The organism is Spirosoma oryzae (assembly GCF_003002825.1).
Taxonomy (GTDB): Bacteria; Bacteroidota; Bacteroidia; order Cytophagales; family Spirosomataceae; genus Spirosoma; species Spirosoma oryzae.
In genome coordinates this window covers 169,817-196,223 of the sequence record NZ_PVTE01000008.1, presented here as the reverse complement: position 1 = coordinate 196,223, position 26,407 = coordinate 169,817, and the positions used below count along the sequence as shown (strand labels likewise).

Sequence of the window (26,407 nt, the reverse complement as noted above, 5' to 3'; positions counted from 1 at the left end):
TGTCCGCCCGGTTGTCTACTATGAATGCGTCGTCGTATCGATAACTATTATCTATTACGTATCAATAGGGGGCTAGTAATCCGTGGCAAAAGGAATCGGCAACTGTATCGGTAAATTAATTGGTGGTAATCTGATTGGCCAATCAATGGGTGGGAGTGGTCGGGGAAACGCAATCGGCAACCGGGCAAACGATACATCATCGAAACCACCACCTGTTTGCTGTTGGCTCGCGGCATCTAACTCGCTGCCAATAGCTGGAATAAATTGATCGAGTGTTTTCATACTTGTCTGGTTAGTCGAGGGTGATTAATACAGCCAGAAACCAAGACCTGTCTCCGGGTCGGTGTACCAGACGGGTACCTTTGGCACAGGCATATCCTGAACCGGTTGCCCGCCTGGACGTCCCCCGTCGATCTGCTCAAGTTCGTCTTGTCGTAACGACTGGTTTTCTGGGTGATCCATGTCTTCGTTTGTCATTGTTTTAGTAGTTCGACCTGTATCGTGTTGACCTGATTGATGTTGCAAATTTTCGATGTATTGATTTGACAATCAAAAACTTATTATTATAATATAGTCATTCAGGTTATAGTGTATACCTTGGTCAGGCGGCTTCGTCGTACTGGTCCTGCTGCTCGTCGCCGATGGGGAGTTCCAGGGTGCCGAACAGGTCTGTTGCTGATATGATCCAGTTGGTGTCGAACGAACTGAGGTCGTCGTCAAGGAGGCACTCATCCTGATCATTAATCCACGTTTCGAAGGTAAAATCAGCGGGGTGGTGGGCTGTGCTGGTCCGGGGGCGGCTGCTTCGTGGTTGCATACGTTTTTGCGGTTGAATTGGGTGAATCGATTGCGTTATTCGTCAATGGAGATGGCCGGTAGTATTCGGCGTTTTGTTGATTCAAAGGTGTATGGTTTGAAATGCCTTTTCAACAACGGTTCGTTGTGGTTTATGCCCGTTGCCTATAGTGTAGTCAGTTGCGTTATAATGGCCGGTTTAGGCTAAAAAAAGACCGGTCGAGGACCGGTCTGAGACGTTTAGATAAGCATAGTTTAGTGACGTCAGGAGACAGCCTGTCTAGCCCGTACGGAATCATAATGGCGGGCCAGACAATGGTAAAGTACCAGCTCGTACGCCCGCTGCTTGGACGGAAACAGGCGGTTGACAATCATGTGAATCAGACTGGAAAGGATACCGAACAACGCATCGGTGTCGGCGAATGTATTAGCTAACTGGCGAAGCAGCCGGGTCTGTGTGTCGCTCCAGTCGTCAGTAGCCAAGCCCGGAAAATTACTACTAAGCGCCTGGTTCATCAGGGGGCGGTAGGTCCGGTATTTCTCGTTGAGCTGGTGCCGCAGGGCTGCATTGCCACCGAACTCCTGAAAAAAGCTTTCTTTCAAGGCGTTGAGAATTGCCCGGCAGTCGGTAGCTGTCAGACCCGTATCGGTCAATAAGCGGTCGATCTTACAAACGGCGAAGGCAAAGCGTAAGTCCTCGTTAAATGTATCGCCGGTATGCGCCAGAAACGACAGCGTCGACAAACTGTCGCAGTGGAACAGTGTTTCGCACAGGCCGATATGCTCCATACCGTACCGCTCGAACTCGCGCTGATACGTATCGACCTGTACCCGGTGGACGATACCGACCTCAACTGAATCGTGTAACGCCTTCTCCATAGCCCGCACGACATGGTGATAGAATTCCAGGTGTGGGTTGCCCCGGAAACGCAGCCGCAGGTGTGGATCGGTGTCTTTGTAACGAATAAAGAAAAATTCCTGAATGGTCTGCGTCTTCAGCAGTTGCTGCACAACCGGGTAAATGGTTTGCATCAGCAAGGCATCAGAGGTCTTTTCACCGGTGTACACTTTCAGGTAAAACCATTCGCTCCCGACCGAGAACTTGCGTTGTGGTAATTGCTTGCTGGTTTGCTGTAGCCCCGGTAACGGGCGGTTATGATTGCTGCTGAAGGGTATGATTACCTCATGCGTGAACACATCGCGTCGATTGGTGAAGGGGCACTGATCGGGTTTGGCCAGAAATTCGACCAGGCGGAGCGGGCTGGGATCGCTGCCCGGCGTCGCTGTGGCCAGCAAGCGGTGGATTTCTGCCGATAGCAGCGCCAGTGATTCGGGAATGTGCAGGTTGATCAGTAACTCATTGTCGCCCTGGGCTAGCAGAAACTGGTCAGGCAAACCAGCCGCCGTCAGTTGGGCCACCAGTCGCAGCGGATTGTCGGGGGTGAGCTGCCGGGGCGGAAGTTGCCAGGTAGCCCGACTGACGATTACGTTCTGGTAGCGTACGCGGGGCAGGTAAACCTGCGTGCGCAATACACCCCAGTTCCAGACCACGTTGAGGTGCGCATCCTGGGCCTGAAGATCACACAGGAACCGGTAAATCGGCAGACCACGCGTAAAATTATGGGCGGTGGTCTGCCGGGGAATTACGCGTTGATTAAGTCGCTTCGACCGCAGAATAACCTGATTATTGCGCACCGATACGACAAGGTCCGACAAGTCGATCTGATGATCGGTATCGGCCGATGAATGCCCCATGTACGGAATCTCGTACGGATGAATCGTTGGGCGAGTCAGAATATTGCCGACCCGGTTTTCGGGCAGGTGAACGACTTCCGCGAGGATCACGTCGGGCTGTCGAATTTCTTCTTCGGCAGCGCAGTGCCGAATGTGCTGGGCCAGCGCCGGATCACCTTCGCCAAACCGGCTCAAAAGATTCACCGCCGATGGTCCCCGGTAGGCGAGCAGCGTAAACCGGAAATTACCTTCATCGAGCGCTTTTGCCGACGAAGCCAGGAACGAACCGAAGGCATAAAAGGTATCCGGCATGCTATCCGTCATAGGGCGCTGCTGAGCGATGTAAGTCAGATCGTCGTCGGTCAGGACAATCTCGTCGATATCACTGGTGGCGCGTCGGCTGCGAAGTGCCGACGCGTATTTGTCCATCACAAACGTTTGCCACCAGTCCCAGGTGGTGGTTTGGGGGGCTGCACTACTGGCGAAGGTGAGGTCGTCGATGAGGGGTGCGTAACCGACGCCCAGTGTAGAGCCGGAGCCATACCCAACGCCGACTTCCTGATCGAGTGCGAGCGTCAGCGGGATTTCCTCGTCTTCGTACCGATTATAAAATCGCCGTTTGAACTCGTCCAGATCGGGACAGACATTAGGCTGATTGAGTAGCAGCAGCTTTTCGAGACTGCGTTCCAGGTGCTGCATGGTCCGCTCGCCCAGTTGCAGGCTCGGGTTATCGACATACGAATCAACCTGCATGATATCAGTCGTGGGCGGACCGATCTGTCGGTCGCGCATCCATTGACGAATGTGTCTGTACGTTTGTCGTTTGTCGGGCTGCTGTAAGCCGGCAGTTAGTTGTTGCAGGGCGGCAACTTCTTCGTCTGTGTCGGTCAGCGACGCCAGGCGCTCTGTTAGCCAGTTGAGATAGGGCCGTCCCGTGACGGTTGGCTCGGTCTCAAAGACCAGTAGCTGGCTGTCGATCAACTGGTCGATGAAGTCGGTGGCTTCGTCGGCATTAGTGTGGAGGGCTGTCAGGCAGGTCGTTAACTCGCCGATGGTCGCTCCTGTGCGCGCTGCCTGAAGAATAGTCGTCAGGTACTGATCGACCTCGACGGCACTGATAAAGTAGTTGCGGTGATCGATATCCCACTGTTGTTCGACATAGCGTAAGGATGGCCCTGCTGCGTAGATCGACGTGTTAGGGAACAAACGAAGCTGACTACGGATGTGGGGTAGGGTAGTTAGCCATCGCCCAATCGCCAGCAGGCCGTCCATATCGATACGGGTATGCGTACGGGGGGCGGTAGCGGTACTGGCACGGAAACTGGTTTGTTCGCCGAACGTGCCGGTTGTGCAGCCGGCAAACAGGCCATAGGGCGTCGCCCGACTACACATGCGGATCAGGTATTTGTGTAATGTCAGCAGCAGTTTTGGCTGTTCGGGCAGTTGTTCGCCGGACAGCCATCGCTGGAAACGCTCGTATAAGATGGGAGAGGCTACAAATAAGGCTTCCTGCGCCAGTGGCTGTTGGTAATGTTGCCGGAGAAGGTCTTCGAAAGAATGCGTGGTGAGTTGATCGTAAAAACGGATTAATGTACTGATCGGGAAGGTTGGTTGCCGTAGTACGAAGAAGGCATGGCGTTGGAGCATGAACTAAAGTAAACTAGTGAGGAAGGAGTGTACTAATTTACCGCTTGCGATAGGGCAGGCCAACGAAACAGGCGCTTTTTCGACCAATGACTACCATTAAATTAGGCTTAACGCCAATCACCAAGTTCGGTTAGTCAGGGCATTACAATAACGGCCCGAGCATCGAGATGCTCGGGCCGTTATGCTGTTGAGAACAATCGACGTGTAGATCAGGTACTTACAGGCGTATGTAGTTGCAACTTGAAATTATATTCTGAACAGGGCATCAGTAATTGGTTGGCAATAATCCGGGTCTTCAAAAAAGTCCTGGTATAATGATTCAAGAGCTAATCTTTCCTATTTAGCTGCGGAAAAGGATTATGCAAACTAGCATTGCGTGAGTGTGAGAAGGCCACAAGGCCAACCTGATTTCCCGTGATTTGTAGTTGTTATAATAGTTGAGTTAAGACAAACGATACGCTCTTTTTTTAACGTCAGACGGGGGGCGGTGGTAGCAGTTACGTTTTTCATGGCTTCAGATGCTTTAGGGAGATGGATGTAGTTCGTGTCGGTTGACGATTCAAATGTAGCGAACTCCCCAGGGCCGCTTCAATTACTTTAGACCAATTACCAGGGAGATTTCGACCAATGCCGGAATTTGATCGACCAGTTTAGTACACTTGTATAGAAGCGGTCGTTGGTTCCAGTTGCACCGTCAAGGTGACCGTGTAAGCTTGTTGGTCGGCGGTGGCGTCGAGTGTATAGAGCCCCGCGTAGAGGGCCTCCAACCGACGACGCACGTTGACCAGCCCTACACCACCTGAACGCGCTTCTGGGCGGCTAGCCGATGGCTTACTATCGGGCAGGCTGTTCTCAACGGTGAAGGTAAAGTGGCCATTGGTGTCAACGTCAGCCCGGACCTGCACGTAGGCCGGCTGGGTGGCCCCCTTCACCCCGTGCTTGAAGGCGTTCTCCACAAAGGCAATCAGCAGCAGGGGGGCAATCTGGTAGTGGGCTGGCTGGCCGCTCTGCTCATAGTCGATGAGCACGGGTTGGTGGGCAAGTCGGTTCCGTTCCAGGTCGAGGTAGTGCTGAATGTAGGCGAGTTCCTTGTCGAGGCTGATGCGTGGCTGGTCGGTCTCGTAGAGGTTGTAGCGCATCAGCTCAGAGAGGTGGAGGACCAGGTCGGCGGCCTGCTGGTCGGCCTCGAAGATGCGGGCGTAGACGCTGTTGAGGGTGTTGAAGAGAAAGTGAGGATTAACCTGGGCTTTTAGAAAGTCAACCTCAAGCCTAAGCCTGACTCGTTCAGCTTCAACAAGGCGTCTCTGATAGCGAATCAAATCATTAAAGCCTTGAGTAATGAGCGTTAAAATAGGTAGAAATAGACCAAAGGATAGATTCCACAGTGCTGCACGTAAATCGGTAAAGCAACCCCAGAAGCCAGCTTGTTGAACCATATGAGCGGTAGCGACCGCGTATTTTAGTTTATGGTCGGTACCTACCTGATCGCTGATTGTAGATAGATAAGTAAATAAGATAGTATTAGTCTGATAAACTATAAAGAAAAGCAACAAGAATATAGCAGCTGATTTCAGATAGGCTTGCCTGTAGAGAAACTTGGGAAATACAACTAGGCTGACAAAGTAATGAATGACAATAGTCTCCACCAAACTCGTAATTATTACTGTTTTGATAACAAGCGCGTTATCATTGAAAACTCTTGGAGCCGTCGGGCGTAACAGTAGTAAGTACAGTAACACCCAGAACATAATGTGCAATAGCGGGCGAATCCAAGTCCAGTAACGCTGGGTAAAAGCAATCAACCGGGGCGGGGTAATGGTAGGGGAGTGCATAAACGGATGAATTGGCTAAGCTAGCGCAACGGTTGGCATTGGGTGGCTGACTTGTTCTAGTTCCATCGTCAGGGTGACCGTGTAAGTAGGTCGGTCGGCGGTGGCGTCGAGTGTATAGAGCCCCGCGTAGAGGGCTTCCAGCCGACGACGCACGTTGACCAGCCCTACACCGCCTGAACGCGCTTCGGGGCGGCTAGCCGATGGCTTACTATCGGGCAGGCTGTTCTCAACGGTGAAGGTAAAGTGGCCATTGGTGTCAACGTCAGCCCGGACCTGCACGTAGGCCGGCTGGGTGGCCCCCTTCACCCCGTGCTTGAAAGCGTTCTCCACAAAGGCAATCAGCAGCAGGGGGGCAATCTGGTAGTGGGCTGGCTGGCCGCTCTGCTCATAGTCGATGAGCACGGGTTGGTGGGCAAGTCGGCTTCGTTCCAGGTCGAGGTAGTGCTGAATGTAGGCGAGTTCTTTGTCGAGGCTGATGCGAGGCTGGTCAGTCTCGTAGAGGTTGTAGCGCATCAGCTCAGAGAGGTGCAGGACCAGGTCGGCGGCCTGCTGGTCGGCCTCGAAGATGCGGGCGTAGACGCTGTTGAGGGTGTTGAGCAGGAAGTGGGGGTTGACCTGCGCCTTGAGGAAGTTCAGTTCCAGGTCGAGGTTGTCGCGTTCGAGCCGGAGTTTATCGCCTTCGAGTTGTAGTGACCGGGACAGGATGACAACCAGGTCTTTAGCTACTTTGGGGACTAGATAGATAAGTGCTACATTACTAGTAAAGACAACGTTAATGAGTGCAACACGCGGACTAGTAAAACAACCCAATAAACCTGCACTTTCAAATAAATGCCAACGAGTATCTATGTACTGATTGTTGATTGGGTTGTAGTTGTGTAAGTAATAAAGTAAGGTGTAAGTAAACAGGTGAATGATGTAAAACAAAAGTATAAGACTGGTAAATAAAGGAAAAGAACGAAAAGAATAAAGGTATTTGGGGAATATGATATAGCCCGATATGTAAAAAAAAGCTAGCGTAAGTAGTGCGATGCCTGGCGCAAATACACTTCTAACAAATAGATCATTCGGTGCTAGAATTGACGTAGTGTAAAAGGCCAATCCAAAGGTCACTATCCATAATAGTATATGCAGTGTGATGCGAATCCAATCCCAGTGACGTTGGATAAAGAGAGTTAGCCGGGGCGGGGCAATAGTAGGAGAGTTCATGAAAAGAGCATCAGATTGTCGACCGGTCGGTGCGGTGACAAAGTGCAGTGAACCAACAGGTAATCAGTCGCAGGTATCCCCGTAGACTACAGTATATTTTGCTTCAGGGCGTCCATGACGCGGTCCCGATAGGTAACACCAATTGTTACCTGCTTGCCATCGAGCGTCGTGATCGTGTTGCCGTCGATCTCCTTGATGGCCTGTCGCCGAATTAGATACGACCGGTTGATACGCAGAAACTGAGACGGCGGCAGCATATCTTCCAGCTTGCTCATCGTCATGTGCGTAATCAGCACGCGGGTGGTCAGGTGAAGTTTGATGTAATCCTTCATGCCTTCCGCAAAGACAATGTCTTCCGGGGCTACCCGAATCAGCTTTTTGTCTTCCTTAATCAGAAAATACGGCACTGTCTCGCGGCTGTCGACGGCTGGGGGGGCAGGGGTCGGTTTACGCTCGGGCTGGGGTAGTGGGTCCGTCGTGCTGGGGGTAAAGCCAAGCCGCTTGGTTACGCGATTAACCGCTTCCAGAAACTTGTCGAAGCCCACCGGCTTGAGCAGGTAGTGGGTGACGGCGTCGAAATTATACGTATCAGCGGCAAACTGGGGCGATGCCGTAACCATAACCACCACGGGATGGGGCTGCGGCAGGGCCTTCAGAAACTCGACACCGGTCATAAACGGCATCTCAACGTCCAGAAAGAGTATATCGGGCTTAAGAGTCTGTATCTGATCGAGTCCCTCAAACGGATCGTAGCTCTGACCGGCGAGTGTGAGGTACGGTAATCGACTGATGTATTTCGACAGGATGATATGAGCCGGCGACTCGTCGTCGAGCAGGTAGCAGGATAATACGTGGTTCATAGGGAGTACTGTTGGCTAAATATAGCGTCAGATAGCCCGCATTGGTCGAAAGTTGTGACGCATTGGTCGAAATAAATTCCCATCCGCTCACTCGATGTATTCATTTGTATCAATCAATCACGAATAGCTCACTTCTTCTACCAAAACCATGCACCCTATATCGACTAAACTCCGCAAGCTGCGCGAAATCCATGGTTACCCGCAGGAATACGTTGCTTTTCACCTTGGTGTCAGTCAGGCCGCTTACAGTAAAAAGGAAACCGGCCGAACCGAACTGTCGCTGTCGGTTCTGCAACAGTTATCGTCGCTCTACAAAATAGCCCTTGTCGACCTGATCGACATGGCGCTGCCCGATCTGCTGATTACGGCCCTGCGTCAGCAGAGCGTATAACCAAATCGACTAAGTCAGTCGCTAATCGACTCGGATACAACGGGTTGTTATGGCTTACGAGCGATCCTCGCCGGACCTTTGATTCGCAAACAAAGACAAACCAAATAACGAACATCAGTCATGAAAAATCAGGTTACTACCAAGATCGACGCGCTGAAAAATCAGGCTACCAGTCAGGAAGAGTTTATGAATCAACTGGCGCAGCTGGATGAGCAGGGGCAGGCCAACCCGGAACTGCTGGATCAGGTAAACGGTGGTGTCGGCGTGAATCAGCTTCCGTTCCCGGTACTGGGCCTGTGGCTCGATCCCACCACCACCCAGCCCTTTTAGTCCGTTCATCACTAATCATTGTCTCTGCTGATGTCTTCCCTCCTCTGTCCCAGCTCCATTGCCAAACCCGGAGCCGCTCTGTTCGGTGTGCAGACTGCCACCGGCCAAATCGAGTATCTTGACCAACCCATCGTCGTCGATCAAACATTTGTCGACAAGGCCCGGCAGGGACGCGCACCGGAGGAACGGTTTCGCTTCGCCAGCAACTGCGCCAAATCGGGTTGCGGGCACTGGGATTCCGGGCAGTCTGGGTGCAGCCTGGTTGGTAAAGTGGTCGACGCCATGAACCGGAAGGCAGCGGAAACGTTGGTAGCCTGCGCTATCCGAACAAACTGCCGGTGGTATCATCAGGAGGGAGCCCGTGCCTGCGCCAGCTGCGACGAGGTAGTGCGAAACGTACGGATACAGGCAACGACAGTGTAGAAACGCGATCGAACTGGCCTTAACGTCTCATCCCGCGCCAGTCGCCTACGCCAACATAAACCGTCCGGCGGTGAGACGCAAAGGATTGCGTCTCTACCAAAGTAAACAACATGGGGCCGATCATGCTGATCGGCCCCATGTTGTTTATTTACCTTCTTTCTCTTCAATCGCTTTCGTCAGCTGCCCGTACCACTCTTCACCGTAAGCTCGGACTAGTGCTTCCCGGACAAACTTGTATATCGGAACGTTAAGCTGTTCGCCGAACCCGCAGGCCGGACTACAGATGGGCCACCGGTCGTAGTTGAGCGCGTGGAACGACTCGTACTTGGTAACCCGAATGGGGTACAGGTGGCAGGAGATTGGTTTTTTCCAATCCACCTTACCATGGTTGTAGGCTTCTTCGATGCCGCATTTCAGAATACCACGCTCGTCCCAGGTGGCGTATACACACTCCCGGTTGTTGATGGTGTTGGTGACGTAGCCACCCTCACCATCGGGTTCGTAACCACCACCCCGTCGCTCGATTTCGGCAATGCCTTCGGGCGACAGAAACGGTTTGATGTCGGGATAAATCCGGTCGAGGATGGCCGGCTCGTCGCCTTCGAGCGGAGCGCCCATGTCGCCCTCTACGCAGCAGGCACCCTTGCACTTGTCGAGGTTACAGACAAAAAATTTCTCAGCAACGTCGTCGCTGATACAGGTATTTTCAATCAGAATCATGCGTCGGTCGAGCAGGCGCTTTAGCCCATTCGCTACGTAAAGGTACGACGCTCTGGTCGCTTATCCGAGTTATCAGGCGGCTGGCGTGTTGGGTGTTTCCTGCCGAAAGCGATCCAGGCCGATGGGTTGCGGATCGGTCGATGGTGTTGGGCGTCCCTCCGCCGGTTTATCGAAACGGCCTGATGCCGACACCTGCATATTTAGGCGGGCAATCTCGCGCGTCAGCCGGTCTACCTGTTCGCGAACTTCCTGCTGGGATAAGAACATGCGGGTGCGCGCCTGCTCCTGAGCACCCGCCAGCACGTTGCCACCGAAGGGGGTAGCCAATCGCGCGAGCGACTCGAAGATGGGGGTGTATCGTTTACTCATTCCTGAACTATATTGACGAAGAAAAGTACAAACACTAGTCCAGGTGGCTTCCAGCCGATTGTCGTGTCTTACTACCTGTGACAGTTCCATGTTTTGTGTAATTTGTTTAGTATCAAACAGATTTGAGCCTGTTTAGACTTCCTGTATCTACAAGCATAAAACCCGTCCTTTCTACTGAAAAGTTTTCAAATAGTAGAATAGTACAAAAAGTAATACTCATATGTCAGCGAATCGGCGAAAAATGCAAGCGATTCCCCTGGTATTCGCATGGTGCAGGCTCCGTATTTTCCGTACGTTCAAACCGGGAAATACGTTGCGGATACCGTGTACATAAGTATGCCAACGGCTGATTCCGGTTTTAGGCTAACACGTTCTTCCTCCTACACGAGCCTATGCGTTATCTGCTTCTGCTGCTGGTCTGTAGCCTGCAAAGCCACGCACAATCCACCCTTGACAAGACGGGCATACTGCGTAGTATGGCCCGCGCCAACGATTACTTCATGGCTAAATGGCCGGATACCGGTAAGGAAATCGTCACCAACAAAACCCGCCCCAGCCATATCTGGACGCGGGCTGTCTATTACGAGGGCCTGATGGCGCTGTACGGTATCGATCCGCAGGCCCGCTACCGCGACTACGCCGTCGACTGGGGGCAGCAGCATCAGTGGGGGCTACGATCGGGGGTGCAGACGAAAAACGCCGACGATCAGTGCTGTGGCCAAACGTACCTCGACCTGTATCAGCTCGACCGGCAACCGGAGCGAATACGGGCGATAAAAACCTGCATTGACAATCGGGTTGCCAGCCCCGACAACAGCGACTGGACCTGGATCGACGCGCTGCAAATGGCGATGCCCGTCTACGCCAAGCTGGGGGTACTCTATGCCGATCAGCCTGCGGTAGCCAACGGTTATTACGAGAAGCTATTCCAGCTTTACAACCACAGCAAGACCGTGGAGGGCGGAAAAGGCCTATTCAATCCCGCCGACGGGCTGTGGTGGCGCGACAAGGATTTCGTGGCACCGTACCAGGAACCAAACGGGCAGGATTGTTACTGGTCACGGGGCAACGGCTGGGTAGTAGCGGCCCTGGTTCGCGTGCTCGACATCATACCCAAAACGGCTCCGCACCGCGCTGAATACGAGCAGATGTACCAGACGATGATGGCGGCTCTGGCACCCTTACAACGACCCGATGGTTTCTGGAACGTTAGCCTACACGATTCAACCCATTTCGATGGGAAAGAAACGACGGGAACGGCGCTGTTTGCGTACGGTATGGCATGGGGTGTCAACAAAGGCTTGCTGGACAAAAAGACGTACCGACCGCGCATCGTCCGGGCGTGGCAGGCGATGGTCACCGATGCCCTTCACCCCGATGGTTTTCTGGGCTACGTGCAGGGAACGGGTAAAGAGCCGAAAGACGGGCAACCCGTTACCTACGACAGTAAACCTGATTTTGAAGACTACGGTCTGGGCTGTTTCCTGCTGGCGGGAAGCGAAGTATACCGCATGAAATGAAAATCGTATGTACGTTATTAGCCAGTCTGCTGGCTACCGTTACCGGCCCCGTTCTGGCGCAGTCAGCGTCCGCCGTTCAGCCCAGGTGGCCCGCTATCACGCAGCAGACCCGCCCCTGGACGCGCTGGTGGTGGATGGGTAGCGCCGTCGATAATGCCAACCTGACTCACCTGCTGACACAATACCGTGACGCGGGACTGGGGGGCGTCGAGATAACGCCCATCTACGGCGTGAAAGGGACTGAATCGCAGTTTATTCCGTTTCTGTCGCCCACCTGGATGCAGCGGTTCGATTATACGCTGACCGAAGCGGGGCGGTTGGGGCTGGGTGTCGATCTGGCGCAGGCATCGGGTTGGCCGTTTGGCGGACCGTGGGTGACGCCCGCTGATGCCTGCCGGTATGTCGCCTACCAGACGTATGTGCTCCGGGCGGGACAATCACTGACTGAACCGGTGCAGTACCGGCAAAAGCCCCTCGTCCGGACGGTGGGTGAACCAATCGACATCCGGCAAGTACGCGACCCCATTGCGACCAATCCCGATCTGCAACGACATGCCTTCGATCAGGTGCGGTTCGAGAAGCCGCTGCCCTTACAAACGCTGATGGCCTACGGCGACAAAGGTCAACGGGTTGACCTGACTAGCCGTGTCGATGGGCAGGGTAAGCTGAACTGGACGGCCCCGGCGGGTAACTGGACGCTGTATGCCCTGTTTATGGGCTGGCACGGCAAACAGGTCGAACGGGCTGGTCCGGGTGGCGAGGGCGACGTGATCGATCATTTCTCCAAAACGGCTACCGACCACTACCTGAACCGCTTCGACTCGGCGTTTCGGGGTCATTCACTGGCGGGGCTACGCGCTTTTTTCAACGACTCGTACGAAGTCGATGACGCGCAGGGTGAAGGCAACTGGACCCCGGCATTGCTGACCGAGTTTCAGAAACGGCGGGGCTACGACCTGCGGAATTACCTGCCTGCGCTGCTGGACCAAGCCCGACCGGGACAGGAGCGGGTCCCGAACGGAAACGTAGCCGTTAGTCCCGGAACAGCTGGTCAGGATGCGGATGCATCGGCGGGCGTTCGACCTGCCGACAGTACTGGCTTTCGGGTGTTGAGCGACTACCGCGAAACCCTGTCTGACCTGCTGCTCGATAACTACACGCGCACCTGGCACGACTGGGCAGGCAAACACGGAAAACAGATTCGGAATCAGGCGCACGGCTCACCCGCCAACATTCTCGATCTGTACGCGGCAACCGACATCCCTGAAATCGAAGGCACCGAGCTGCTGCGAATCAAGTTCGCGTCGTCGGCGGCCAACGTAACGGGGAAGCCGCTCATCTCGTCGGAGTCGGCAACCTGGGATAACGAGCATTTCCTGTCGACGCTGGGCGACGTTAAGAAAGACCTCGACCTGTTCTGGCTGGGGGGCGTCAACCACGTATTTTACCACGGTACCAATTATTCTCCGCAGCAGGTGGAGTGGCCGGGCTGGCTGTTCTACGCGGCTGTACACGTGAACCCCAACAATTCGTTCTGGCCTGATTTCGGCAAGCTGAACCAGTACGGGGCGCGGGTGCAATCGTTCCTGCAGCAAGGTAAACCCGACAACGACGTGTTGTTGTACCTGCCGATTTACGACGCTTACATCCGGCCCGGCAAGGTGCTGCTTCAGCATTTCGACGGGATCGAACACGGTTTCAAGGGACTACCGGTCGAACAGATCGCCCAACAGTTGGTCGACCGGGGCTACGGTTTCGATTACGTCTCCGATCGGCAGATCAACGGGCTTCGCGTTGCCGAAAACCGACTGCAAACCGGCGGTGTCGACTACCAGACGCTGCTCGTTCCCGACGCAAAGCTGATGCCGCTGGAAACGTTCGGTCAATTGCTGTCGCTGGCCCGGAACGGCGCTACGATTCTGATGGTCGGGCAACTACCTGCTGATGTACCGGGGCTGGGGAATCTGGCCGGCCGACGCACTACCTTCCGCACCTTACAAAGCCAGCTTCATTTCACGAATGCAGAACCCGGTATTCGACAGGCAACAGTTGGTAAGGGGCGGGTGCTTGTTGGTGCAACGGCAGAAGCTGTTCTCCGCTACAGTCGTATCCGGCGCGAAGCGATGGTCGATGTGGGTGTGTCGTTTGTCCGGCGTCGCAACGGTACGGGACAGCACACGTACTTTGTCGTCAACACGACAAAAAAACCGTTCGACGGCTGGGTCGCGCCCGCTACGACGACGCAACGGGCTACACTGTATAATCCGATGACCGAGCAGGCCGGGCAGGCCGAAATGCGGCAGACGGCGGACGGAGCGACGGAAATCCGGTTGCAGCTACAGCCCGGCGAGTCGATGATCGTCGCGACCAATCAGCCTGAGCGCAGCAACGCCTACACCTATCAAACGCCCGATGGTCCCGCTCAACCGCTAACCGGCCCCTGGCAACTGACCTTCCTGACGGGCGGTCCGCAAGTACCGAAACCCGTTAACATGCCCGTATTGACGTCGTGGACGGAACTGAACGAGCCGGGTGTGCAGGCCTTTTCGGGTAGTGCGGCCTACGTCATCACCTTTCCGCGTCCTGCCGGTACGGCACCGACCTGGCTGCTCGATCTGGGCAAGGTGGCTGAAAGCGCCCGCGTCCAGTTAAACGGGCGTGATCTGGCAACGCTGCTCGGCCCGACGTATCAGCTAACCATCCCCGGCAATCTGCTTCGCGACCGGAATGAATTAACCGTCATCGTCTCGAACGGCATGGCCAACCGCATGCGCGACCTGGATAAGCGCGGTGTTGGCTGGAAGAAATTTTACAACATCAATATGTCGGCCCGGCTGAAGGAAAATCGCGGACCCGACGGTCTGTTTACCGCCGAACACTGGCAACCGCGCCCGTCAGGTTTGTTTGGCCCCGTCACGATGACCCCGCTGCGGTAGGGAGGTTTAGAAAAAAGAGAAAAGACAGGAGATGCTAGAAAAAAGAAGAAAGAGAAAAGACGAAAGAGGTTGACGCGCTGGTCTTTCCTCTCATATCTTTTCTCTTTCTTCTAACCGCTCACATCTTTTTTCTTTCTTCTCAGTACATCATCCTTCTTTTTTACCCTCGAAGCTCATGCCCTGCGCGTCGAGGGTTACGCCTGTCACCTTTTTAGTGTCGTCGCGTTTGAACTTCAGCGTGGCCCGACCAGCCGCATCGAAGGTGTCGGCCGCATCCTTGACGGCGGTCATCGCGCCACTTTCCGAACCCGTATCGATGGTCAGCTTACCGTCTTTCACGGCGATGGTGACGAACTCGAACGGCAAACCTTCAAACTTGTACTTGCCAACATACTGATTCAGGTCGACGGAGTCCGCTACGGCTACCTGCACGGTTGCTTCGGCTGGTGCCGGCGTCGAGGCTGCGTACAGGGTTGACAACGACAGGGTGCAGGCAAGGGTAAACACAAGGGTTTTCATCGGGTAACTGGTTAAGGGGAAACGTATATGAGAAATGGCTTGTAAGCTAGCGAATCAGTTGGTCAATGTCCAGCGCAGGGCATTTTCCAACAGCCGGACAAAGTGGGTATCCTGCCAGACAGCAGCACTGTGGCCCATCGATGTGTAAAACGTTTTGCCCTGACCGACCGTCCGGTACCAAGCTACCGGGTGGTACTTGCCCATGCCGAAGTTTTTGCCGTTGATAAATAGCATGTTGCCGTTGGGGATGATCTTGTCACCGTCGATGTGCGACACCACCCGAACGCCCTTGGGCTGGGTCAGGAAAACGTACCATTCATCCGTGTGCGTCCACGAGGCCGGTAACTGATCTGTCAGCGTCGAATCGACGTTGGCGTCGACCTGCACCTTGGCCTGTTGCAGTTGCGGGTTAAGCGGATGATGGGAAAAGGTAGTGCCGATCAGGTTGGTCTGGTACCAGGGCCAATGGTGCGAATCGTCGCCGGAACCGTGAATACCCACCAGCGCCCCGCCCGCTTCGACGTATTGGCTGAGGGCCTGCTGCTGCTCATCGTTCAACACCCGCCCGGTCGAATTATCGAAGACAACGGCCTTGAACTGCTTCAGCTGATCGGGATTGAAAACCCCGCCTTCTTCAGTTTCGTAGACAAACCAGCCGTTGCGCTGCGCCAGTTGTCGGAACACCGATTTCGACGCGTCGATCGACTCGCCATGCCGAAAACCGGTCGTCTTCGAGAACAGCAGGATCGCGGGTTTGTCGGCGGGGAAGTTGATCGCTGGCCGGTCGGTTTCGTAGCTGACCGGGAAGCCATTTTTGACTTTGTAGACGAATAGGCTACCGGCTGCAAACAGGAACACGACGATACCCAACAGGCTCCAGAAAACGATTTTCAGGACTTTTTTCACAAGAATGAATGGGGAAGAAGCCGTGCCGATCAGCGCCAGAAGGGCTGGTCGGCACGGAGAGTGACGGAAACGACGATCAATTGAGCAAACGAGCCGTAACGGGGACGAAGAGCGGAGCTTTACCTGCCTTTTCGTTTTTGAAGACGAAATACAGATCGTGTACACCGGTTGCGGGCGTCAGCGTGGCGGTCGTGGTGGCGGGCTTGAATACGTCGGCCGCATTTTTGGCCTCGACGGGAAGCAACTCGTCGGTTTGCCCTAGTAGCTGGCCCGTTGGGGAATCCAGCCGGACCTCGATCCGCCCACCGACGGCCTGTAGCTGCTGTTTCGGAACGGACACGGCAAATTCCATCGCCTTGATACCGGTCAGGTCGAGTTTGTTGAATTGCACGTAGGTGCCCGATGCCATGACGATCGCGACGGGTACTTGTCCCATTTTGTACAGCATGACGCCTTTCGACTGACTGTCGCTGCCACCCATGAGTAGGGTCGGATTGCGTAGCAGCAGCGTCTGCTCGGTCGTTTGGGCCGGTAACCCGTTTGCCCCTTTGTCCTTATACGACGCCCGCAGCACCAGACTGCCGGTTTCGTCTTTGCCAGGCGTAATCGTTCCTTTTATTGGGAGCGACGGCGCGACGGCGGGCTTGTTGGCCAGCGTCAGAATGTACTTGACCATTTCCTGCGCATCCGACGTACTCAGCTGCGGGTGCGCCGTCATGATGGCATCACCCCAGACACCACCGCCCCCTTTGATTATTTTGCCGGACAGACTGGCCACGGCATTCGGATCACCTTTGTAGCGTTTGCTTACATCAACGAAAGCGGGACCAATCGACTTCTTGTCTGTGAAATGGCAGCCTTTGCAGTCGCTGCCGTCAATCAGCGTTTTGCCGGTACCCAGGTAGCTGGTTTCGGCAAACTGGTGGCCCGCGTCCGGGCTGGCACCGGCCTGCTGATACAGGCTACGCACCTGTACCTGCTTCGGCATAATCTTACCCGATGCCAGGCTGCCATCTTCCTTATCGGCGACGCTGACTTGATACGCTACCGGCTGGCCGGGAAAATAAAACGACGTATTCCGGTTCGTAGTCGTGAGCGTTACGACCGGCGGCTGGTTGCCTGCGACAAGCGCTATGTCGCGGGTGTCGCTCATGCCTTTGTCGTCTTTCACGGTCAGCACCGCTTTGTACTGTCCAGCTTTCTGGAACGTAAAGTTGGGGTTGGCCCCGGTCAGAACGGTTGGCTGACCGCCCGCTTTGTTGTACACTTTCCACTCGTAGGTCAGCGCGTCGCCGTCGAAGTCCTTAGTGCCGGCCGACGAAAAGGCTACCTTCATCGGCACGGCCCCGGCTGTCTGACTGGCCGTCGCCTGCACCATCGGTTTGCGGTTACCGGCATTGTACTCGATCCGGACCAGCCGCGAATCATCGTTCTGGACAAACCAGCCCGTGCCGTATTCCAGCACGTACAGGTCACCGTTCGGGCCGAACGCCATATCGATCGGATGGCTGAACGGCATGTTCGGCAGGAATCGTTCGATGCCCGTTTGCTCGCCCTTGTCGTTGATGGTGACCGCCAGAATCATGTCGCGCATCCATTCGTAGAAGAAGACCTTGCCGTCGTAGTAATCCGGGAACGACCGTTTCGCTCCGGTAAAGTCGGCTTTGTAGTACGTCGGACCGGCCATGGCGCTGCGTCCACCCGAGCCCATGATCGGGAATTTTTTGCTTTCCGAAGCCGGGTACGAAATCAGCGCCGGCTGGGCGGGGGGAAGATCGCGCAGACCAGTGTTGTTGGGCGAATCGTTGACTGGGTGCGCCGGATCAAACGGTGCGCCTTTGGTATTCGTTGCGAAGTCGACGTCGTTGTACGCTTTGTTGGTACCGACGAAATACGGCCAGCCGAAGTTGCCGGGCCGCTGTGCTACGTTGTACTCATCTTCGGCCATCGGCCCGACGCCTGCTGAATCCGTACCCGCGTCGGGGCCGACATCACCCCAGTACAGGTTGCCCGTATGTTTGTCGACGGCAATGCGGTAGGGGTTCCGGTGCCCCATGGTGTAAATTTCCGGCCGGGTTTTGGGGGTACCCCTGGCGAACAGGTTGCCGTCGGGGATGGTGTAGGTACCGTCGGCTTCGGGATGAATCCGCAGAATCTTGCCCCGCAGGTCGTTGGTGTTGCCCGACGATTTCTGCGCATCCCACGGACTGCGGCCGTCCCGCTCGTCGATCGGTGCGTACAGGGTGGCGCGGGGGCTGGTGTTGTCGCCGGTAGACAGGTACAGATTCCCCGCCCGGTCCCAGTCGATCGAGCCGCCGGTATGGCAGCACTGTTCGCGCTGCGTAGGCACGTCGAGTACGACTTTTTTCGACGACAGTACCAGTTCATCGCCCCGCAGTTCGTAGCGGGTGAGTACGTTGCGGGGAGCGTCGGGGTCGGAGTAATACAGGTAAACCCAATGGTTCTGCGCGAAATTCGGGTCGATGTTGACGCCAAGCAACCCATCTTCCGCTTCCGTCACGTTACCCTCTTTGTCGGTATATTTCGTGCTGACGGGGATGGTGGCAATCGTTTGCAACTGTCGGGTAGCTGGCGAATACAGGCGAACGGCTCCGTGTCGCTCCACGAGCAATACACGCTCGTCGGGCAGTATGGTCATTTCGAGCGGTTCGTTCAGCTTTTCGGCTAACACCACTTTGGTGAACCGATTCTCGTCGGGGCGGGTCGTATCGGCTGGTTGAATCGGACCGGCGGTGTAGGCCCATAACCCAATGGCTGCTACGGACAAACCGATGGCGACTTGATACGGGCGATATAGTAAACGAGTTGGTTTCATTTACTCAGCGAACTTGTTTTTGTGTGCGTACATTTGACGCAATACTACGAATTTTCTGTGTGTATTAATGACGCACAAACTATTTTTTGTTATGAATTTCAGTGAAGTAGTACAACGGTGGGTCGATGATCATCTGGTTAACTTTCTGCCGTCGGTGTCGCTCGATCTGGTGATTTTTGGCTTTCACGAAGGGCAGCTAAAGGTATTGCTGCTGCGCTTCAAGGAGTCGGAAGACTGGCTGCTGCCGGGCGGGCGCGTGGGAAACCGGGAGAATCTGGACGATGCGGCCTATCGGTCGCTGCGGGAGCGGACGGGACTGGACCGCCTGTTTCTACAGCAGTTTCACACCTTCGGCAACCTGAACCGGCTGACTTATTTTTCCTGGCACGAAACCCTGTCCCGGCTGGGAATGAAGGAGATGGCGGCTCGACTGCTGGAGGGCGACAGCGCCCTGAAAAACCACCGCGACGTGTCGGTCGGCTTCTACGCGCTGGTCGACTACACGCAGGTTAGCCCGACGCCCGACCTGCTGACCGACGAGTGCCGCTGGTGGGACATCGATCAGGTGCCCCAGTTATTGTTCGATCATAACGCCATGATTCGGATGGCGCTCAAAACCCTGCGTCGGCAACTGAGCTATCAGCCAATCGGCTATAACCTGCTGCCCGACTCGTTTACCATGTCGGAACTGCAACGCCTGTACGAAACCATTCTGGGGCGTAGTCTGGACCGACGCAACTTCTACAAGCAGCTGATGAACTACAACGTGCTGGACCGGCTCGACAAACGCCCGACGATTCCGTCCAGCAAAGCACCGTATCTGTATCGCTTCAACAGGGAACGGTACGAGCAACTGCTCGACAGCGAAGACTTCTGGATTGGCTGATACGCCAGCATGTGTTATTTGGCCGCTAGCGAAGCGGCTGCCGTGCGGTTGGGCGTGAGCGCGTAGATCGACCAGTCGGTGCTTTTCATGACCAGTGACAGACGTCGGCCCGTCCGGCGCTGAATGGCATCGACGTACCGGGTGTTGGTCATGGAAAACTGGGCTTGCGGATCGTTGGCCGTGTTGTGGGCCAGAATGTATTGGACGAAAGGCGCCGGATTGTCGTAGGCCGACAGGTAGCTCTGCTGATAGGCAAGCAGAAACGGACGAACCCGTTCGGTGCGGGCAATGAACGAATAGGCCGTCGCGTCGTCGGTCAGGATGCGGGTGGTTTCTGGCAGTTGCCGGACAAACTGAACGAGTTTGTCGTCGTCAGGCGCTTCCGGTTGTCGGCTGGGGTTTAGCACCAGCACGTCGCGCAGGAAGGAGCGTTCGATGGGGTATGACGAATTGAGCAGTCGAAAGCCACTGACGCCGATCTGAACGAGTAGCAGTGTAAAGGCCAATCCGTTCACCGCCCGTAGCCGGGGCACCGGAATAACGGTCAGGCCCGCCCAGCCGAGCACCAGAAAAATCTGGTAAAATTCAATCTGCGTCGGTACCGACGGGTCTTTCACGTGCAGAAACTCCACCAGCAACAGTGGGCTAAGCAGGGTCAGTAACTGGTAAGAGCGTCCGCGAACGCTGAGCAGACTTAGTAGGATCAACGGGGCATAGAGCAGCCGTCGGATCGAGATAAGCACCGACGTATCCGTTTGTACGAGATCGGCGGTATAGTTGGCAAATTGCTGGCGAAATAGTTGACTCGTTACGACACTGGCATTGGCATACGGGTTATCGAGAAAGTACTGCGGATCGCCGGCATACACGCTGTTGAGCAGACTGAAAATGAACAGGCTGGCCAGCGGCAGCATAAACAACAGAATGACCAGCGCCAGCGATTTGTTGATCAGCTTACGGCGAAGCGAGACGTTGTTGAACGCCAGTCCCAGCCGCGATAAGGTGTCTTCACCCCGCAGCGACAGGCTTTGCAACGAAATGAACAGCACGAGCGGCAGCAGAAACAGACACAGCCAGCTGAAGTCGACTTCGCTGAATACCAGTCCCAATAGAAACAGGCTGGCCATCGATACGTGATAGGTTGTGTTCGACTGGTAGTACGTCAGCAGGCTGCGAAAAAACAGGTAGCCGAACAGCAGTACGGTATAGGTACCCTGCCCCGACGTTGCTGAAAACAGTAGCCCCGGATGCGCCACAAACGACAGCGCCGTACCGACCTGAACCAGTAGGGGCATGGTCAGCCGTCGCTGATCGTCGAGAATCAGAAAGAAGAGCAGCGCCATCCCCAGCGACGACGCGATGACCGGCCCCGCCAGCGGAAACAACGCACAGAACGGCAGGCTGACAAAAAACGGAACGACCGGAAACGTAAGCCCCAGCACGGCTACCTTGTCGCCCACACCCTGCCAGATAATCAGCGACTTTTCGCTCAGAAACAAGGCTTCGGGCGTGTGAAAGCCCAGCCGTTGCCCATTGAGTGCCAGTAAGACGTAATAGGCCGCGAGCAGCAGGGTTGCCCCGAGCAGCGGACGCTGGGAGTACGCGGTCATGATTTGGCGGTTACGGCGTTGGTTTTGCTCAGGCCGTGGTTGGTTTTTTCCCAGTAGAACGGTTTGGTAATCAACTGCCAGAGTCCTTTATAAGCCGCAATCGAGTGCATGAGCCAGTATACCGGATTGAGCAGGGCAAACCAGATTAGTTCGTAGAACCGGCGCTTGAACACGGCCAGCATGTTGATATAAATCATCAGCATATTCCCCGCGATCAGGTTGAAGGTCGAGATGTACAGCACCCAGTCGGGGAAAAGCGGGCGGATGGCTTTCAGATCGAACACGAGGTAAGCCAGAAAAAAGGCCAGTAGGATCGGGTACAGCAGAAAGGTCATCGACGTCGCGCCGATAAAGAAGTTAAAGCCGATAAAGCCTTTCCAGCCGATCTTCTGCACCAGTCGACGCGGGTTGCGCATGTGAACGAGGTACGTCTGCATGTACCCTTTGATCCACCGCGACCGCTGCCGAATCCAGTTGAACGGTTCGTTATTGGCTTCCTCGTAAGTGGTCGAGTTGACGATGGCCACCTTATAGCCTTTGGCAAAGGCGCGCACGCCCAGATCGGCATCTTCAGTAACGTTGAACGGGTCCCAGCCGCCCAGTTCGCGCAGGATATCGAGCTTGAAATGATTGCTCGTACCACCCAGCGGAATGGGAATGTCGAGCGTTCCCAGGCCCGGCAGCATGTAGTCGAACCAGTAGCTGTATTCGAGCGTGAACATCCGTGTGAGCATGTTCTCGTTGCGGTTGAAGTAGTTCAGTGCCCCTTGCAGGCAGATAAACTTCTTGGGCAGCTTGTTGAACAGAAAGACCGTCTTTTTAAGCTGATCGGCGTCGGGTATATCTTCGGCGTCGTAGATGGTCAGGAACTCCCCGCGCGAAAAATGCAGGCCGTAGTTACAGGCTTTGGGCTTGGTCTTCGGCATGTGGAAGGGAACCACGATTACCTCGAAATTGGCCGGAAAATCAAGTGCCCGGACGGCATTGAGCGTCTTGTCATCGTCTTCCTCGATTAGCAGTTTGATGTCCAGTTTTTCACTGGGATAGTCGAGGTTCTGCAGGTTCCAGATCAGTTTCCGAATCAGCTTGTCTTCCTTGTAAACCGGCAACTGAATGGTGTAGACCGGTAAGTCCTCGTTGCGTACCTGCGCGACTTCCTCTTTCGTAACGGCCTGAAACAACTCGAACCGCGAACCGACCAGGGCCAGAAACAGCTTGAAGCCGATCGAAATCAGAAAGAACGTACTCATCAGCACGTTGATCGTGATTGACGTATCGACGAAATTCAGGCAGAGCAGGGTGACGACGACGGCGATCAGGCTGAAAATGACGACCAACTGACTGTTGGTAAACGTTACCAGCGCCGAGCTTTCCGGGTCGCGCTGCACCAGGTCGAAGACGGCTTTCTTGACGTACGGTTCGCCCAGCAACTTATGGCTCAGCCAGATAATGTCGAGGTCCGACGCGGGCAGAATGGTTAGCGGCAGGTTGAATGTATCGCGAACGAGCGCGATGTACGTTTCGTCGGTTGGGTCGGCCATCGCCACCACGACGTGCCCGTTTTCGATGCGCAGCGGCATGCCCAGAAAGCGGTCGGCCACGCGCAGATCGAGCTGACTGACCACGTCCATGGTATAGGCTTCCTCCCGAATCGCTACCAGCGTGTGGCCGTTCGTCGCCAGCACGCGTTCGTACTGCTTGCGCGAGAGGTAGCCGAAGTTGAGCAGAATCTTGACCGGCGCGAAGCCGGTTTCGCATTGAAACCGACGGAGTCTGAACACCTGTTCCTGCTTCAGCAGTCCGGCCGTAAACAGCCAGTCGATACTGGTGTATGGCGTTGTGCGGGTTGCCTGCATGCCTTAGAAGCGGATAACGGAAGTGAGTGAGAAGCCGCGTCCGATGCCCACGTTCTGCCCGTAGACATCGCCATACGCATTGGCATACAACCAGGTGCCCGTGCCGAGTTGACGACCATAGCCCAGCGTCGCTTTGGCAAAGCGAAAATCCGTGTTGACCGTCGGGTTGACCGGGTTGAGTTCGCGGAACAGACTGCTGTACGAAATCAGTCCGCTCAGTTCGCCGATCAGCACGTTCTTGGGAGACACGTACCAGCCCATCGTCGCCAGCAGCGATACCTGATCGACCGGGCGGGGACCAACACGGAAAAAGCGTCGAAACCCGGCTTCGGTGTTGAAATACGCGTCCCGGTTGTTCAGCTTCAGACTACCCGCGTACAGCAGTTTCAGCTCGGCCCCGCTACTCGCGTAGCCCAGATACGGTATCCGGCTGGCATTCTGGTACAACGGGGCAATCGCCTGCGCCTGCACCGACAGATAGCGCCGGTTATCGACATTGAGCAGGTTATACCGCAGCCCGACTTCGAGGTCCGTCAGGCCGCTGTTATGGATGGTCTGTTGCTCGCTTTTGTACTGATTCGTGGCGAAGGGCAACGTACCCACCAGCGTCAGCCGATCCGACAGGCCATACTCCCCATACAACCGGACGTTGACCGACTGAAATCGACCATTGTCGCCGAAGGCTTGCACCGCGCGGTCGGGCCCCCAGTAGCTCGTCGCCCGGTAGTAGTAGACGCCCGGCACGAACATAAACCGGTGTTTCTGTTGCGGCCATGCCGAGCGCGGCCCGGCCGATCGTGGCCCGGCCGACCGTGGCCCGGCATATCCCGCGACGCTGCTGACCAGCAGTAGCAAACTGAGCAGATGACGCATGGTTAGTTCTCGAAAAGGGCCCGTGATACGTTTACTTTCGAGCGCACATACAGGAAAGCCAGCAGAATCAGCACCAGCAGGCCACCGAGGATGTAGAGGTTGTACCGACCCCACCAGTCGCGGGCGTAGTCGGTCCGGTCGTAGTAGTCGATGCTGGCATTATCTTCGGTCAGGTTGAAGACGTACCGGTTCGGGCCGGCGGCAATCAGTACGTTACTGGCCTGATTCGACAACTGATCGGTCAGGTGGCGGGCGGTGTTTTGCAGCGTTCCGGCGGCTGCGGTTCCGTTCAGCGACAGCAGCAGTACCGACTGATCGCCTTCCCGGAAAATCTGGGCTACGCCACACGAGACCGAGTCGGAAACGGCAAAGAGCGGCTTACTGCGGTCGTCGCCGTACAGCCGGAAATCGCGGTCGAACTGCACCGGGGCTTTCGACAGCCGAGCCCATAGCGGATCATTGCGGTCGAGAATGGCGAGCAGGTTTTCGTCGGTCGAGGCTTTGTAGCTGTCCGATGCGTAGACCGATGGAATCGTGAGCGTCTTCGCCGGGCGCTGGTTCAGTTGCCGTACCAGTTCGCAGACGCCCGGAACCGCCTGTGTCAGCTGTGATTTGCTCACGACGACCGCCAGCGGTTTGCTCTGGAACGCGCCGGGATATTGCAGGAAGCTAAGCGTTTCGGACGAGTACGCCGAGGCACTGTAGACATACGACCGCTGCACGTCGACCTGGGCGAAGAAGCTGGTGAAGCTGTTCTGGCAAACATTCGTGCCGGGGAAGAAGCGAAACTCCGCCTGCACCGTGTTGAACGGCTTGAGCAGGTATCGTTTTACGTTCGGCGACACCGAAATCAGCCCTGATTTGTCGAGGGCGGTACTGCTGAACAGTACGTCGTTGATGTACAGATTCAGGTAACCCCGGTCGCCGGCCTGTAAACCGCTGTAGCGGGCTTCAAGGTGCGTTTCGATTTCATTGGGCTGTTTACTGAAGTCGCTGAGCCGGAAGCTGTATAACTGCCGCAGCGAGCCGATTCCCTGCATCATCGTCGGTTGCCCACCCAGCTGCGCCAGCGTCAGCCGGTCCGACTGCGGACGATCCAGTTGTTCCTGCCGGGCTTCGTTGATTGTCAGGAAGTCACCGAATGCCGACGCCAGAATAGTCGAGTTGCTCACGGCGTCGACCGTTTTGGCGTAGCCGTCCTGTCCGCTGCCCGTCACAAACAGCACTTCCGGCTGCTGGGGCGTAGCGGCTTTCAGGACAAACAAACCCTGGTGGGGTTGCGGTTGCCGGGTCAACAGGGAACGGTAGCGGGCGGGTAAGTTGGTCAGTTCACCGACGACGATCAGGTTGCGCAGGGAGTCGGGGGCCTGGCTGGCCGGAAACAGACCGACGGTGCCGGGCCGTAGCTCACTCAGGCGGCTGTATAAGGCACTGACCAGCCGAATGTCGACAGGGCTGGCCGTGGCCGGATAAACGATGGCCGTTTTGGTCGGCAGGCAGTTCGACAGGTTCAGGCGCTTACCCGCGTTGGCTGCGACCTGGTAGGTAACCGACGACGCTTGCCCGACCTTGAGCCATAACGCCGGATTTTCGAGGTCTTTGCAGCGATCATCGCTGATGGCCAGTTGCGTCTTTACGTCGACCTGCACGAACGGAGAACCCGCCTGCTGACTGGCGGACGACAGCGGTACGGAGATCGGGCTATTGGGTGTCAACTGATTCAGGTTCAGGCTGAGTGCCGGCTGACCATTCACCTGTATCGTAACCGACGATTTGTTGAGCAGCAGCGCCTGCGACGGCGTCAGGAGCAGCGTGAGCTGTCCGTTTTGCAGCGTGCCCGTGGGTGGAATCCGCAGATAGTAGGTAGCCGTACTGCTCAACCCCTGCAACGACTGATCGGCGTAGCCGGCTTCGGCAAACGTCACCCGCGCGGGTGAAACGGCCGGTGCGGGCGTCGGGCGTGCTGCCACCGCCGTTAGATTGGCCGGTTTGGCTATTGTCCAGTTCGAACGAATCAGTTGAACGGGTCGGCGGGCGGGTACGGGCTTGCCGATGGCCGGTTGCAGTATAGCACCCAGCAGGGGGAATAGCCAGATTCGGTGCCAGGAAGGAGTAACGAGCGACATAGGTAAGGGGTAACTAGTTGAATAAGCAG

The 26,407-nt window shown here is 55.7% G+C and carries 22 protein-coding genes; 6 read left to right on the top strand and 16 right to left on the bottom strand.

Translation table 11 applies throughout. The features are described 5' to 3' along the window. Positions 1 to 72 precede the first annotated feature (72 nt). The 7 genes from CLV58_RS11470 to CLV58_RS11445 all read right to left on the bottom strand — a co-directional run bounded on the left by CLV58_RS11470 (position 73) and on the right by CLV58_RS11445 (position 8,077). On the bottom strand, positions 73 to 282 hold the full coding sequence (locus CLV58_RS11470) for a hypothetical protein (protein ID WP_106137951.1): 210 nt from the start codon (positions 280 to 282) through the stop codon (positions 73 to 75). Between the two features lie 24 nt (positions 283 to 306). Beyond that, positions 307 to 462, bottom strand: a complete 156-nt coding sequence (locus CLV58_RS28340) for a hypothetical protein (RefSeq protein ID WP_211300847.1) — start codon at positions 460 to 462, stop codon at positions 307 to 309. Between the two features lie 139 nt (positions 463 to 601). Then, positions 602 to 817 carry a hypothetical protein gene (locus CLV58_RS11465; RefSeq protein WP_106137950.1) on the bottom strand — a complete coding sequence of 72 codons (216 nt, stop codon included), beginning with the start codon at positions 815 to 817 and terminating at the stop codon, positions 602 to 604. A gap of 242 nt (positions 818 to 1,059) precedes the next feature. Next, positions 1,060 to 4,176 carry a lantibiotic dehydratase gene (locus CLV58_RS11460; RefSeq protein ID WP_106137949.1) on the bottom strand — a complete coding sequence of 1,039 codons (3,117 nt, stop codon included), beginning with the start codon at positions 4,174 to 4,176 and terminating at the stop codon, positions 1,060 to 1,062. A gap of 650 nt (positions 4,177 to 4,826) precedes the next feature. Continuing rightward, the gene (locus tag CLV58_RS28640; RefSeq protein WP_106137948.1) at positions 4,827 to 6,008 is read right to left on the bottom strand and encodes a sensor histidine kinase; all 1,182 of its coding nucleotides are present in this window, start codon (positions 6,006 to 6,008) and stop codon (positions 4,827 to 4,829) included. 15 nt (positions 6,009 to 6,023) lie between these two features. Further along, the gene (locus tag CLV58_RS11450; protein WP_170108685.1) at positions 6,024 to 6,935 is read right to left on the bottom strand and encodes a sensor histidine kinase; all 912 of its coding nucleotides are present in this window, start codon (positions 6,933 to 6,935) and stop codon (positions 6,024 to 6,026) included. Positions 6,936 to 7,303: 368 nt separating this feature from the next. Beyond that, on the bottom strand, positions 7,304 to 8,077 hold the full coding sequence (locus tag CLV58_RS11445) for a LytR/AlgR family response regulator transcription factor (protein WP_106137946.1): 774 nt from the start codon (positions 8,075 to 8,077) through the stop codon (positions 7,304 to 7,306). 148 nt (positions 8,078 to 8,225) lie between these two features. Between CLV58_RS11445 and CLV58_RS11440 the strand changes: the two genes are divergently transcribed. From CLV58_RS11440 to CLV58_RS11430, 3 genes are all read left to right on the top strand, one after another. Next, a complete protein-coding gene (locus CLV58_RS11440; RefSeq protein ID WP_106137945.1) occupies positions 8,226 to 8,468 on the top strand; it encodes a helix-turn-helix domain-containing protein in 243 nt (80 codons plus the stop codon). A gap of 120 nt (positions 8,469 to 8,588) precedes the next feature. Then, positions 8,589 to 8,798, top strand: coding sequence for a hypothetical protein (locus tag CLV58_RS11435; RefSeq protein WP_106137944.1), 210 nt, complete (start codon positions 8,589 to 8,591; stop codon positions 8,796 to 8,798). A 30-nt stretch (positions 8,799 to 8,828) separates the two neighbouring features. Then, the gene (locus CLV58_RS11430; RefSeq protein ID WP_146141418.1) at positions 8,829 to 9,221 is read left to right on the top strand and encodes a hypothetical protein; all 393 of its coding nucleotides are present in this window, start codon (positions 8,829 to 8,831) and stop codon (positions 9,219 to 9,221) included. A gap of 144 nt (positions 9,222 to 9,365) precedes the next feature. Here the strand turns inward: CLV58_RS11430 and CLV58_RS11425 are convergent, their stop codons facing one another. Next, positions 9,366 to 9,941 carry a DUF3109 family protein gene (locus tag CLV58_RS11425; protein WP_106137942.1) on the bottom strand — a complete coding sequence of 192 codons (576 nt, stop codon included), beginning with the start codon at positions 9,939 to 9,941 and terminating at the stop codon, positions 9,366 to 9,368. 72 nt (positions 9,942 to 10,013) lie between these two features. Next, the gene (locus CLV58_RS11420; protein ID WP_146141417.1) at positions 10,014 to 10,310 is read right to left on the bottom strand and encodes a hypothetical protein; all 297 of its coding nucleotides are present in this window, start codon (positions 10,308 to 10,310) and stop codon (positions 10,014 to 10,016) included. Between the two features lie 392 nt (positions 10,311 to 10,702). On the opposite strand from CLV58_RS11420, the gene CLV58_RS11415 reads away from it, so the two are divergent. Together CLV58_RS11415 and CLV58_RS11410 are read left to right on the top strand one after the other, a co-directional pair. Continuing rightward, positions 10,703 to 11,830, top strand: coding sequence for a glycoside hydrolase family 88/105 protein (locus CLV58_RS11415; protein WP_106137940.1), 1,128 nt, complete (start codon positions 10,703 to 10,705; stop codon positions 11,828 to 11,830). Continuing rightward, the gene (locus CLV58_RS11410; RefSeq protein ID WP_106137939.1) at positions 11,827 to 14,766 is read left to right on the top strand and encodes a glycosyl hydrolase; all 2,940 of its coding nucleotides are present in this window, start codon (positions 11,827 to 11,829) and stop codon (positions 14,764 to 14,766) included. Before CLV58_RS11415 ends, CLV58_RS11410 begins: the two co-directional genes overlap by 4 nt. Positions 14,767 to 14,913: 147 nt before the next feature. Here CLV58_RS11410 and CLV58_RS11405 read toward each other — a convergent pair whose 3' ends face one another. The 3 genes from CLV58_RS11405 to CLV58_RS11395 all read right to left on the bottom strand — a co-directional run bounded on the left by CLV58_RS11405 (position 14,914) and on the right by CLV58_RS11395 (position 19,027). Continuing rightward, entirely contained in the window at positions 14,914 to 15,285 is a 372-nt protein-coding gene (locus CLV58_RS11405) for a DUF3471 domain-containing protein (RefSeq protein WP_106137938.1), read from the bottom strand. 54 nt (positions 15,286 to 15,339) lie between these two features. Then, entirely contained in the window at positions 15,340 to 16,191 is an 852-nt protein-coding gene (locus CLV58_RS11400) for a ThuA domain-containing protein (protein WP_106137937.1), read from the bottom strand. Between the two features lie 76 nt (positions 16,192 to 16,267). After that, positions 16,268 to 19,027 (bottom strand): PQQ-dependent sugar dehydrogenase, encoded by a 2,760-nt coding sequence (locus tag CLV58_RS11395; RefSeq protein ID WP_170108684.1) that lies wholly within the window; start codon positions 19,025 to 19,027, stop codon positions 16,268 to 16,270. Between the two features lie 91 nt (positions 19,028 to 19,118). Here CLV58_RS11395 and CLV58_RS11390 point away from each other — a divergent pair, with 91 nt between their 5' ends. Then, entirely contained in the window at positions 19,119 to 19,913 is a 795-nt protein-coding gene (locus CLV58_RS11390) for an NUDIX hydrolase (protein ID WP_106138007.1), read from the top strand. A 14-nt stretch (positions 19,914 to 19,927) separates the two neighbouring features. On the opposite strand, the gene CLV58_RS11385 is transcribed toward CLV58_RS11390, so the two are convergent. The 4 genes from CLV58_RS11385 to CLV58_RS11370 are packed head-to-tail and all read right to left on the bottom strand — an operon-like array spanning position 19,928 to position 26,378. Continuing rightward, the gene (locus CLV58_RS11385) at positions 19,928 to 21,523 is read right to left on the bottom strand and encodes a hypothetical protein (protein WP_106137936.1); all 1,596 of its coding nucleotides are present in this window, start codon (positions 21,521 to 21,523) and stop codon (positions 19,928 to 19,930) included. Further along, positions 21,520 to 23,379, bottom strand: coding sequence for a glycosyltransferase (locus tag CLV58_RS11380; protein WP_106137935.1), 1,860 nt, complete (start codon positions 23,377 to 23,379; stop codon positions 21,520 to 21,522). The genes CLV58_RS11385 and CLV58_RS11380 overlap by 4 nt, the downstream gene beginning before the upstream one ends. 3 nt (positions 23,380 to 23,382) lie before the next feature. Further along, on the bottom strand, positions 23,383 to 24,252 hold the full coding sequence (locus tag CLV58_RS11375; protein WP_106137934.1) for a hypothetical protein: 870 nt from the start codon (positions 24,250 to 24,252) through the stop codon (positions 23,383 to 23,385). Between the two features lie 2 nt (positions 24,253 to 24,254). Then, positions 24,255 to 26,378: a cellulose biosynthesis cyclic di-GMP-binding regulatory protein BcsB gene (locus CLV58_RS11370; RefSeq protein WP_106137933.1), complete on the bottom strand. Its 2,124-nt coding sequence runs from the start codon at positions 26,376 to 26,378 to the stop codon at positions 24,255 to 24,257. Positions 26,379 to 26,407: the final 29 nt, after the last annotated feature.